The 10,985-nt window shown below is 61.8% G+C and carries 11 protein-coding genes; 5 read left to right on the forward strand and 6 right to left on the reverse strand.

Annotation, left to right across the window (positions count from 1 at the left end):
- The first annotated feature begins 12 nt into the window (after window positions 1-12).
- The gene (locus AC1965_RS13410; RefSeq protein ID WP_483887046.1) at window positions 13-468 is read left to right on the forward strand and encodes an Lrp/AsnC family transcriptional regulator; all 456 of its coding nucleotides are present in this window, start codon (window positions 13-15) and stop codon (window positions 466-468) included.
- A 28-nt stretch (window positions 469-496) separates the two neighbouring features.
- Window positions 497-2,407, forward strand: a complete 1,911-nt coding sequence (locus AC1965_RS13415) for a monovalent cation:proton antiporter-2 (CPA2) family protein (RefSeq protein WP_483884356.1) — start codon at window positions 497-499, stop codon at window positions 2,405-2,407.
- Window positions 2,408-2,473: 66 nt separating this feature from the next.
- Here AC1965_RS13415 and cobT read toward each other — a convergent pair whose 3' ends face one another.
- Entirely contained in the window at window positions 2,474-3,487 is a 1,014-nt protein-coding gene (gene cobT / locus AC1965_RS13420) for a nicotinate-nucleotide--dimethylbenzimidazole phosphoribosyltransferase (protein WP_483884357.1), read from the reverse strand.
- A gap of 79 nt (window positions 3,488-3,566) precedes the next feature.
- Here cobT and cobS point away from each other — a divergent pair, with 79 nt between their 5' ends.
- Window positions 3,567-4,394: an adenosylcobinamide-GDP ribazoletransferase gene (gene cobS / locus AC1965_RS13425; RefSeq protein WP_483884358.1), complete on the forward strand. Its 828-nt coding sequence runs from the start codon at window positions 3,567-3,569 to the stop codon at window positions 4,392-4,394.
- A 138-nt stretch (window positions 4,395-4,532) separates the two neighbouring features.
- Here cobS and AC1965_RS13430 read toward each other — a convergent pair whose 3' ends face one another.
- The 5 genes from AC1965_RS13430 to AC1965_RS13450 all read right to left on the reverse strand — a co-directional run bounded on the left by AC1965_RS13430 (window position 4,533) and on the right by AC1965_RS13450 (window position 9,625).
- On the reverse strand, window positions 4,533-5,045 hold the full coding sequence (locus tag AC1965_RS13430) for a CarD family transcriptional regulator (RefSeq protein ID WP_483884359.1): 513 nt from the start codon (window positions 5,043-5,045) through the stop codon (window positions 4,533-4,535).
- A 304-nt stretch (window positions 5,046-5,349) separates the two neighbouring features.
- Window positions 5,350-5,685, reverse strand: a complete 336-nt coding sequence (gene fdxA / locus AC1965_RS13435) for a ferredoxin FdxA (RefSeq protein WP_483884360.1) — start codon at window positions 5,683-5,685, stop codon at window positions 5,350-5,352.
- Window positions 5,686-5,737: 52 nt separating this feature from the next.
- Entirely contained in the window at window positions 5,738-6,124 is a 387-nt protein-coding gene (locus AC1965_RS13440) for an RNA-binding S4 domain-containing protein (RefSeq protein ID WP_483884361.1), read from the reverse strand.
- Window positions 6,125-9,052, reverse strand: a complete 2,928-nt coding sequence (locus AC1965_RS13445; protein WP_483884362.1) for a helicase-related protein — start codon at window positions 9,050-9,052, stop codon at window positions 6,125-6,127.
- 15 nt (window positions 9,053-9,067) lie between these two features.
- Window positions 9,068-9,625, reverse strand: coding sequence for a tetratricopeptide repeat protein (locus AC1965_RS13450; RefSeq protein WP_483887047.1), 558 nt, complete (start codon window positions 9,623-9,625; stop codon window positions 9,068-9,070).
- Between the two features lie 74 nt (window positions 9,626-9,699).
- Between AC1965_RS13450 and AC1965_RS13455 the strand changes: the two genes are divergently transcribed.
- Window positions 9,700-9,990 carry an SCP2 sterol-binding domain-containing protein gene (locus AC1965_RS13455; protein WP_483884363.1) on the forward strand — a complete coding sequence of 97 codons (291 nt, stop codon included), beginning with the start codon at window positions 9,700-9,702 and terminating at the stop codon, window positions 9,988-9,990.
- Complete coding sequence (locus AC1965_RS13460) at window positions 9,990-10,937, forward strand: alpha/beta fold hydrolase (RefSeq protein WP_483884364.1); 948 nt, start codon at window positions 9,990-9,992, stop codon at window positions 10,935-10,937. The genes AC1965_RS13455 and AC1965_RS13460 overlap by 1 nt, the downstream gene beginning before the upstream one ends.
- The last annotated feature ends 48 nt before the right edge of the window (window positions 10,938-10,985 follow it).

The following is a 10,985-nucleotide window of genomic DNA, read 5'->3' on the forward strand; positions in this document are numbered from 1 at the left end:
GAAAGACGCACGATGTTGGATGAAATAGACACGCGGCTGCTGACAGCGCTGCAAAAGAACGCGCATCTGACGGCGCAGGAACTGGGTGACATGCTGCATCTGTCGCCCAGTCAGGCGGGGCGGCGGCGGCAGCGGTTGGAAGCTGATGGGTATATTCGCGGCTATCATGCGCGGCTGGACCCGGTGGCGCTGGGGTTGAACGTACAGGGGTTCGTTCAGGTGCATCTGGGCACCCATGGGCCGGATCATTCCGCCAGTTTTGCGCGGCTTATCGCCACGCGCCCCGAGATCGTGAGCGCATGGACAATGACGGGGGATGCGGACTACCTTCTGAGGGTCTACTGTGCTGATTTGCCGAGCCTGAACAGCCTGATCCACGATGTGCTGCTGCCGCATGTCGCAGTGGCGCGGGTGCACAGCCAGATCGTCATGGACCAGCTAAAGCAGGACGGGCCGCTGCCGACCTGATAATACGACCCGACCCGAAAGGACCCCCATGGAAGGTTTCCTGTTCCAAGCCTCGATTTACCTGGCCGCCGCCGTCATCGCGGTGCCGATTGCAGCGCGGCTGGGGCTTGGGTCTGTTCTGGGCTATCTCGCGGCGGGCATTTTGATCGGGCCGGTGTTCCATCTGGTTGGGTCAGAAACCAAGGATCTTCAGCATTTTGCGGAATTCGGCGTCGTGATGATGCTGTTCCTGATCGGGCTTGAGCTGGAACCCCGCGCGCTGTGGGACATGCGGCACAGGCTGCTGGGGCTGGGTGGATTGCAGGTGGTTCTGTCGACCGCCGCGCTGATGGGGATCGCAATGGCCTATGACCAGTCCTGGTCGGTGGCGCTGGCCATTGGCCTGACGCTGTCGCTGTCATCGACCGCGATCGTGTTGCAGACCCTGTCGGAAAAGGGGCTGATGCAGACCCAGGGCGGCAGATCGGTGTTTTCGGTGCTGCTGACCCAGGACATCGCGGTGATCCCCATTCTGGCCTTTCTGCCGCTGCTGGCGATTGGATTCCCGGCGGGGATGTTGCCGGACGGGTCGATTTCGCTGGATGCTGACCAGATTGAAACCGCGCATAAAGCTGTGGAAGGCAACGGCGATGACTTGGCCCATGCCGCCCAGAGCTTTGTCCAGAGTCTGCCGGCCTGGGGGGTCACGCTGGTGACACTGGGGGCCATCGCGTCGATCATTATTGTCGGCGTGTTCTTTACCCGGCCGGTGTTCCGCTTCATCCATTCCGCACATCTGCGCGAGATGTACACGGCGCTGGCGCTGCTGATCGTGGTGGGGATTTCATTCCTGATGATGGTGGTGGGGCTGTCGCCCGCACTGGGGGCGTTTCTGGCCGGTGTAGTGTTGGCCAGCAGCGAATTTCGCCATGAGCTGGAGACCGACCTTGAGCCATTCAAGGGGCTGCTGCTGGGCCTATTTTTCATCACCGTGGGGGCGGGGATCAACTTTGAGCTGTTGTTTGCCAAGCCATTGATCCTTGTCAGCATGGCCCTGCTGGTGATTATCGTGAAGGCGCTGATCCTGCTGGTGCTGGGGCGGGCGTTCAAACTGCGCGGGCGCGACAGTTGGCTGTTTGCGCTGGCGCTGGCACAGGCGGGTGAGTTCGGCTTCGTGCTGGTCAGTTTTTCTGTCGCAACCGGTGTCATGCCCGATCCGATTGCCGAAACGCTGCTGTTGGTGATCGCGCTGTCGATGCTGATCACGCCGCTGTTGTTCATCCTTTACGACGGGATCAGCAAGAGGATGACCGACAGCGGCCCGATCGTGCCGGACGAGATCGACGCAAAGGGACCGGTGATCATCGCTGGGGTGGGACGTTTTGGCCAAATCGTGAACCGGCTGGTGCAGGCGAGTGGATTTCAGACCGTGGTACTGGACAATAATCCTGAAACCATCGCCGTAATGCGGCGGTTCGGGTTCAAGGCGTTTCTGGGTGACCCGACGCGCCCTGACATCCTGCGCAAGGCGGGGCTGAAGGACGCACAGGTTCTGGTGGTGGCGCTGGATGATCAAAAGGCCGCGCTGCAACTGATCGCCTATGCCCGCAAGCAGCGGCCCGATCTGCATATCGTGACACGCGCCCATGACCGCACCGATGTGTACCGCCAGTATCAGGCGGGTGCCAATGACATCGTGCGCGAAATGTTCGACAGTTCATTGCGCGCGGGGCGTTACGTGTTGGAAAACATGGGGCTATCGGACTACGAAGCGAATGAGGCGGAACGCATGTTCTATAGCCATGACCGCGCATCGGTGCGTGAATTGGCGACACTTTGGCGGCCTGATGTTCCCCCGTCAGAGAACAAGGCCTATGTGGCCCGCGCCAAGGAATTGCAGAAAGATCTGGAAACGGCCTTTCTCAACCGGGGTGACGAGGATGACAAAAAACGCGCCTGAGCGACGTGGCCAAGCCAATCGCCCGTCCGTCCGGGCGGGATGGCGACGATCGCGATACCAGAATCGCTACCCGTCGCTAACCCCCGCTTCGGCAAAGGTTGCCATGCCCGCGTGACAGGCCAGCGCGCCCTTGAGCACGGCAATGGCCAGCGCGGCACCGGATGCTTCGCCCAGACGCAGGCGCAGGTTCAGCAGCGGCTCTTTGTCTAATATCGCCAACAGGCGGGCGTGGCCGCTTTCGGCGCTTTGATGGCCGGCCACTGCGTGATCCAGCGCGCCGGGCTGTGATTTCTCAAGGCAGAGCGCCGCGGCACAGCAGATAAAGCCATCAAGGATCACCGGGATGCGCAGGCTGCGCGCGCGCGCCATGGCACCCGCCATCGCAGCCAATTCGCGCCCACCCAGACGGCGCAGGGTTTCAAGCCCATCGCCCTGCCCTGCGTGCAGCGCCACGCCTTCGGCCACCACCTGCGTCTTGAGGGCCAGCCCGGCGTCGTCCACACCGGTGCCGCGCCCTGTCCAATCACGGGCGTCGCCGCCCGCCAGCGCACAGGCCAGCGCAGCCGCAGATGTCGTGTTGGCGATGCCCATTTCACCCACGACCAGCAGATCGGCCAAGGGGTTCACCGCGTCCCAACCGACGCGCAGGGCGGTAACCAGATCGGCCTCATCCATGGCGGGGCCTGCGGTGAAATCTGCGGTGGGGCGGTCAAGCTCTAGCGGCACCACATCCAGATCGGCGCCGTTCACGCGGGCGATCTGGTTGATCGCCGCACCGCCCAGTTGAAAGTTCATCACCATCTGTCCGGTCACTTCGGCGGGAAAGGCCGATACACCACGCGCAGCAACGCCATGATTGCCCGCAAAGACAATCACCTGCGGCGCGGTGATTTCCACCACCGCCCCGCCGCGCCAGCCGCGATACCAGACCGCCAGATCCTCAAGACGCCCCAGCGCGCCGGGGGGTTTGGTCAACTGGCTGTCATGGCTCCGGGCCGCCGCCTCGCTTGCGCTGTCGATGCCGGATTGAGCGCCCAGCAGCGCGCGAAAATCAGAGAGTGTGGCGAAAGACTGGGACATATCGGGCCTTTTTGCGGATTGTTTCCAGCCCTGTCTAGCCTTAGCTTGACCCGGCTGTAAGTGCCGAAGGGGCGAAATCATGGCCATTACCGACATCGGCAAAACTTGGGCCAGTTTCGCGCCCCAACTCAGGGCAAGCTTTCGCGCCCGTGACATTCCCATGGCCTTTGCCCTGCTGACCCGCCTGCCCTTGCCGCATTTTCACGCCGCGACCGAGGCCCGCCGCCCCGCCGCGCGGGGGGCTTGGGCCTATCCGCTGGTGGGGATCGTGCTGGCCCTGATCGCGGCGGGTGTCGGAGAAGCCTTTGGCCGCATGGGGGCGACCCCGGCACTGTCGGCGTTTTTCGTCCTGATCGTGCTGGTGATGCTGAGCGGCGCTATGCACGAGGACGGGCTGGCCGATTGCGCCGACGGCTTTTGGGGCGGGTGGAGCGCGGACAAGCGCCTGCGCATCATGAAAGACAGCGTCGTGGGCAGCTACGGGGTGATTGCGCTGGTGCTGTCGCTGTTCCTGCGTTGGTATCTAATCAGCGAATTGATCACCGATGGCGCGATGCTCTGGCCGCTGGTGATCGCGGCCTGCGGGTCGCGCGCTGCGATGGTCTGGGTGATGAACAGCCTACCGATCGCGCGCCGCGACGGGCTGTCGGACCGCACAGGGCGGCCCGGCGCCGTCGCCACGGGGCTGGCCTTGGGGCTGGCGGTTATCGTGATGATCGCCGCACCTGATGTGTCGGCGTTTTGGCTGTTCGTGCTGGCGGGCTTTGCTACGCTGGTGGTGCGGCAGGTGGCGCGGCGCAAGATCGGCGGGCAGACCGGCGATGTTCTGGGGGCGACGCAACAGGTGGTCGAGATCGCCTTGCTGATCGGCTGTCAAATGATGGTGTTTGGCTGGGACGCCACATAAAAAACACCGCGCCCCATCGGGACGCGGTGTAATCAGTAACATCTTCAGAAATCGCCAACCTCGGGCCGGGACATTCTAAGCGCAGCTTAGGCTGCGATTTTCTAGGCGCAGCTTAGGCCGCGACACTCCATGCGCAGCTTAGGCCGCGACGCGGCTTTCCAGCACATCGCCGACCTGCTTGGCTGCGGCCAGTTCATCACCGCCGCTGACGGCAGCAACTTCACGGGTCAGACGCTCAAGCGCTGCTTCATAAAGCTGACGTTCGGAATAGCTCTGCTCGCGCTGGTCGTCGGTGCGGTGCAGGTCGCGCACGACTTCAGCAATTGCAATCAGGTCGCCAGAGTTGATCTTTTGCTCATATTCCTGCGCACGGCGGGACCACATGGCGCGCTTGACCTTGGCCTTGCCCTTGAGGGTTTTCATCGCGTGGTTGATCACATCGGGGCTGCTAAGCGCGCGCATGCCGATTTCGGTCGCCTTGTGGGTCGGAACACGCAGGGTCATCTTGTCTTTTTCAAACGAGATCACAAACAGCTCCAGCGAAATGCCGGCAACTTCTTGTTCCTCGACCGAAATGATTTGCCCCACACCATGTGCGGGATAGACGACGAATTCATTCGGGCGGAAATCAAGCTTTTTCGATTTGGTCATATAGATCGCTCCTTGGGGCGCGGGGCAGAACCGCTATTTTCACATAACATCTGAACAAACAGTCAAAGACACATGCGGGCGAGAGCCTCTCGGCTTGCGTCCGGGTGCATCTGATCTTGAAGGGTGATTTCAACCGCAGCCACGTGGTTGAGACATTTCATGCCCGTCTGTTACAGCTTTGAGACCATCATAACACAGAATCGGACCATCCGAAAGCGCCACCAGCGGTGCCCCATAAAACGCGACGCACTTTCAGGGGCTTACACGTATTTCCCAAGCTTTTGGATAGAGGCTTAGGCGCGAATCAGCCGCCTTCGCCTGGGGCCTCGGAAAACAGCTCCATCTTGCCCTCTTTGCCGTCCATCTCTTCGGCGTCGGGCAGCGGGTCTTTCTTGGTGATGATCACCGGCCAAAGCTCAGAATATTTCCGGTTGAACTCGACCCATTTTTCCATGTCCGGCTCTGTATCAGGCTTGATCGCGTCGGCGGGGCATTCCGGTTCGCAGACGCCGCAGTCGATACATTCATCCGGGTGGATGACCAACATGTTCTCGCCTTCGTAAAAGCAATCCACCGGGCATACCTCGACACAGTCGGTGTATTTACAGGCGATGCAGGCGTCGTTCACGATATAGGTCATGCGGTCAACTTTGGCTGAGAGGTCTGATGACTAGCTAAATCAGGGGGCAGGATCATTCAAGGTGGCGCGCCTTAGAAAGATCAAGCGCCCTTCGGTCGCGTTTGGTCGGGCGGCCTTTTCCTTCAAACGCCGGATTCTCGGGCGGTTTGTCCTTTGATTTTGGCTGAGGTGGGGACAGATCGGTGTAAAGCGCCTGTGCTTCGGGGGCCGGGCCACGCCGATTGCCCACGGCCTCGATGCGGATCACGCGAATATGATCACCCTGCACAAAGGTCAGCACGTCGCCGGGGCCGACGATGCTGGCACGTTTATGGGTGGGGTTTTCGTTGATACGCACCGCGCCCGCCTGCACCTGGGCGGCAGCAAGCGAGCGGGTCTTGAAGAAGCGGGCGTGCCACAGCCATTTATCGAGCCGTAGTTTTCCGCCCGCTTCTGCCAATTACTTGTTGTCCTTCAGCCCCATCAGCGCGGCTGCAAAGGGGTTGTCAGGGTCGATGGCCTTTTCCTTGCGTGGCGGGCGGGCCGAGAAGTTCTGTGTCTTGGCGCCCTTGTCGCCACCGGGTGCGCCCTTACGGCCGTTGCCCTGTGGTTTACCGCGGCCCTTGCCTTGGCCTTGGCCTTGTGGACGTTCGCCACCACTGCGACGGGGGCCTGCGTTGCCGCGTGGCGCGCGCGCCCAGGTGAAGGTATAGAAAACCTCCATCTCGGCCCCGGCGATATCAGCATCGGGGGCTGTGCCAATTGGCGTTTCTTCTTGTGGCACCTCGGAGATGCCGTCTGACACTTCGGCGGTGTCTGCGGGCTCTGCCGCGATGGGTGCTATGCCTTCGTCCGGCAGGGCCGCGACCCCTTCTGGGGTGTCTGCAGGCGCTGGTGCGTCGGGTGTTTCGATAATGCCGCCCTCAGGCTGTTCGGCGGCAACGTCCATGATGGGTGTATCGGCGGCGGGCGCGTCCTGTTCGGCTTTTGGCATCACCTCGGTCACCGGTTTGACCTTGGTGCGTTCACCCTTTTCGGCCTTATAGCCCAAGCCCTGCATGAGGTCCGAGAACTGCTCAAGCGTCATGCCGGTGATCGACAACATGTCCGGCTTGGCCTCGAACCCGCCGCGCGAATCCTGGGCGCGCAGCATGTCGGCCAGACGTTCCAGCATGTCGATGCGGATCGCGCGGGCGCCCGCGTTGCGGTAGCCTGCCATCGTGTCGGCACCGGCGGGCGCATCGGCCTCGACCGGGATTGTGACCAGACCGGGGGGCGGCGATTCCGGGAATTCCGACAGGCCCTTGGTCAACGACCACAGCACCAGCCGCAGACGGGTGGGCGCTGGTTTCAACAGCAGCGGCATGAAGATGGTGAACTGGCCAAAGCGGATGCCATGCTTGCGCAGCGCGCCGCGGGCCTCCTGATCCAGCGACTTGACGTCGTCAGCGACCTGTGCGCGCGGCAGTAGGCCAAAGTTTTCAACCAATTGAAAGGCAAAGCCACGGGCCAGCCCGCTCAGTGCCTCGTCCTTGCCAAGGGCCACGAGCGGCTCGAACAGCGCTGCGATCTTGCGGTCGATAAAGTGTTGCAGGCGGCGTTGCACCTTTTGTGCGACCTCTGGTCCGGCAATGTCGTCGACAAACACCTCGACCTGCGGCTTGAGCCCCTCAGGCCCCGCCACCAGTTTGCCAACAGCGGAATTGCCCCACATCAATCCACCTTGTTCGGTGAAATCAATTTCGGTGTCGGGGGCGTTGTAAAACCGGTCAGCGCGCAGATGGAACTGCGGGGCAAGCGCCTGCAAGGCAGCGGATTTAATCGTTTTATCCTCTGCGGCACCCGCACCTTTGTCCGCCCGAAAGCGGAACCCGTCCAGCTTGCCTACAAATTCACCCTCGACGGTGACTTCTCCGGTCTCGTTTACATCGGCCACCATGGCTTCCTTCTGTCCAAGCCGGCGCAACAACACAGAGGTGCGCCGATCTACAAATCTTTGCGTCAGGCGTTCGTGTAACGCATCTGACAAGCGGTCTTCTACGACACGCGTCGCCCCGCGCCAATGGCTTTCGTCCTTCGTCCAGCCCTTGCGTTGGGCAACGTAAGTCCAAGTGCGGATAAACGCCAGTCGCTTGGACAACGCATCAATGTCGCCATCGGTTCGATCAATTCGTTTGATTTGTCGCGCCAGCCAGTCGTCGGGGATGTGGCCGCGCTGGTGCAGATCGTTAAATATGGTCTCAAGCAGGCCCGCATGTTCGGCGTGGCTTATGCCGCGAAAATCGGGGATGCGGCAGACATCCCATAGCAATTTGACCGACGCCCCATCGCTGGCACGAGCAAAAACCTCGTCTACCTGGGCCAGCGCCTTGAGCGCGCGCAGATCGTCTGCCTCGCGCGCGCGCACCAGGCGTTCATGGTCAGGCGGCATCTCGAGCGTCTGGATCAGGCGGTCGATGCTGCCAAATTGCAGCGCGTGATTGCGCCAGTTAACTTTCTTCTGCGGCGTAAAACTGTGATCCATGATCGCACGGGCGACCTGATCGTCCAGCGGCGGTGCGTCGCCCGTCACGCCAAAGGTGCCGTGGTTGAACCCGCGCCCGGCCCGGCCTGCGATCTGGGCCAGTTCGTTGGGGGCCAGCGGGCGCATCCGGTGGCCGTCAAATTTGCTCAGCGCGGAAAACGCGACGTGTTCAACATCAAGGTTCAGCCCCATGCCGATGGCATCGGTGGCAACAAGGAAGTCAACGTCGCCGTTTTGATACATCGCCACCTGCGCATTGCGCGTGCGCGGCGAAAGCGCGCCCATGACCACCGCCGCCCCGCCCTTCTGGCGGCGGATCAGCTCAGCAATTGCATATACATTCTCAACCGAAAACCCGACTATTGCACTGCGGGGCCGCATTCGGCTTATCTTTTTCTGACCAGAATAGATCAGATCGCTCATCCGGTCACGCCGCATGAAATCGACGCCCGGCACCAGTGCCGCAATCGTGCCGCGCATGGTGTCAGAGCCCAAAAACAGCGTTTCATGTAGCCCGCGTGCGCGCAGCAGACGGTCGGTAAAGACGTGGCCACGTTCGGGGTCGGCGCAAAGCTGTATCTCGTCGATGGCCACGAAATCGGCGCCCATGCCTTCGGGCATCGCTTCGACCGTACAGACCCAATACTGGGTGCGCGGCGGCACGATGCGTTCCTCGCCCGTGACCAGCGCCACCACCGAGGGACCACGCAGGGCGACGATGCGGTCATAGACCTCGCGCGCGAGCAGACGCAGCGGCAGGCCGATCACCCCGGTGCGGTGCGCCAGCATCCGTTCGATGGCATAGGTCGTTTTGCCCGTATTTGTCGGGCCAAGAACGGCCACGACTCGCGTGTTACCTGCCACCAGATGTTTCCTGAATTAAAGTTCGCGCCCGATGCCGTCGCGCCGCAGCGCGTCCAGCGCCATCTGCGCATTTCCATGATGGGGGTTAAGCGCCAGCACTTTGCGATAAAGCGTGGCGGCGCGGCGCAGATCGCCAAACTCCTGCACCATGACGGCCAATCCAAAGATCGCGTTGTAATTGTCGGGGTTCAGCGCCAGCGTGCGTTCCAGATCATCCAGCGCAGGCCCGTAAAGGTTGGCACGGTAATAAGCCTGGGCGCGGCTGTGATAGCCTTCGGCGAAATCCGGCGCATGGTCGGTCAGCGCGGTCAGATGATCGATGGCCAGCACGGCATCGCCCGCATCCAATGCGTCGCGGCCCCGCTTGAGCAGCAAATCCATCGCGGCAGAGCCTGAGCGCGACCAGATGGTTTCGACCTCGCGCGCGATGCGGCCTGCCTCTGCCTCTGGGGCATTGCGCAGTTTATCCAGCAATTGCGGCGGCACCGGGTCGGCCATCGCCAGACCCGACAGCAACACAAGGCCACCAAGTGCCGCAACGGTATGTTTGAGGTTGACGGGTTTGATGCGCATAACAAAGGTGAATGTAACAGGCTGCCGCCGCAATTCCAGACGTGTCGGCGCCATTTGCCAAAAAAGGGCGTGAGATGAGCGATATTGTGAACGAAGCGGTTGTTGTACTGAACGAAAAACTGGCAGGCAGCGACTTTGGCGGCACTGCCAAGTTCGACATCGAGGGCGAAGGCGCGGTGATGATGGATGCAAACGGTGCGCGCGCGGGTGACGAAGAGGCCGATGTGACGCTCAGCGCTGCCGCCGACACGTTTCAATCCATCCTGTCAGGCGACACCAACCCGACATCGGCCTTCATGACCGGCAAACTCAAGATTGATGGCGACATGGGCATGGCGATGAAGCTGGCCGCAGCCTTGTCCTGATGCAGTTGGACCCGGCCCCGCTTTTTACCGATATCGCCCCCGGACCAGAGGGCGGCGTGGCGCATTGGGCCACGACATCGGATGGCACGCGGATCAGGCTGGGTCACTGGCCGCTAAAGGGGGCACGCGGCACCGTGCTGCTGTTCCCCGGACGCACTGAATACATTGAAAAATATGGCCCCTGTGCCGCGGAGCTTGCGCAACGCGGGCTGGGCACCATGGCGATCGACTGGCGCGGTCAGGGACTGGCCGACCGGATGCTGGACGATCCGCGCATTGGCCATGTCGATGCTTTTGGCGATTATCAAAAAGACGTCGCCAGCATGGTGCGCGCCGCGCGCACGCTGAACCTGCCGCGCCCCTATTTCCTGCTGGCTCACTCCATGGGCGGCTGCATTGGTCTGCGTGCGGTGATGGAGGGGTTGCCGGTACAGGCCGCCGCCTTTACCGGGCCGATGTGGGGCATCTATGTCGCGCCGCACCTGCGGCAGGTTGCCTGGACCCTGGCGCAGGTCATGCCACGGATCGGCCAAGGCCACCGCCTGCCCCCCGGCACCAAGCTTGAGCCCTATGTGATGACGGCACCCTTTGAGGACAACATGCTGACGACCGACGCGCAGATGTACGACATGATGCGCGATCAGTTGCAGGCGCATCCGGAACTGAGCCTTGGTGGTCCGAGCTATGTCTGGCTGCGCGAGGCGATGGCGGAAACCCGGCATCTGGCCAGCCGCGCCGCGCCCAGTGTACCTTGTGTGACATGGCTTGGCAGCAACGAACGCATCGTCGCCACCCCACGCATTCACACGCGAATGCAGCATTGGAGCGGGGGACGGCTGGAAATCGTTCCGGACGGCGAACACGAGGTTCTGATGGAGACCGAAGAGCTGCGCAAACCGGTCTTTGACGGCATTGCCAAACTGTTTCTGGGCACAATCAGCCACTGAAACCCGGCTAAATTTCCATTCACCCTGTGCAAGTGCCGATCGGCCCCT

Source organism: Sulfitobacter sp. KMM 9851, assembly GCF_057178245.1.

Coding starts and splice junctions, on each gene's coding strand:
- AC1965_RS13410 (WP_483887046.1), top strand. CDS start 13: ATGTTGGATGAAATAGACACGCGGCTGCTGACAGCGCTGCAAAAGAAC.
- AC1965_RS13415 (WP_483884356.1), top strand. CDS start 497: ATGGAAGGTTTCCTGTTCCAAGCCTCGATTTACCTGGCCGCCGCCGTC.
- cobT (WP_483884357.1), bottom strand. CDS start 3,487: ATGTCCCAGTCTTTCGCCACACTCTCTGATTTTCGCGCGCTGCTGGGC.
- cobS (WP_483884358.1), top strand. CDS start 3,567: ATGGCCATTACCGACATCGGCAAAACTTGGGCCAGTTTCGCGCCCCAA.
- AC1965_RS13430 (WP_483884359.1), bottom strand. CDS start 5,045: ATGACCAAATCGAAAAAGCTTGATTTCCGCCCGAATGAATTCGTCGTC.
- fdxA (WP_483884360.1), bottom strand. CDS start 5,685: ATGACCTATATCGTGAACGACGCCTGCATCGCCTGTAAATACACCGAC.
- AC1965_RS13450 (WP_483887047.1), bottom strand. CDS start 9,625: ATGCGCATCAAACCCGTCAACCTCAAACATACCGTTGCGGCACTTGGT.
- AC1965_RS13455 (WP_483884363.1), top strand. CDS start 9,700: ATGAGCGATATTGTGAACGAAGCGGTTGTTGTACTGAACGAAAAACTG.
- AC1965_RS13460 (WP_483884364.1), top strand. CDS start 9,990: ATGCAGTTGGACCCGGCCCCGCTTTTTACCGATATCGCCCCCGGACCA.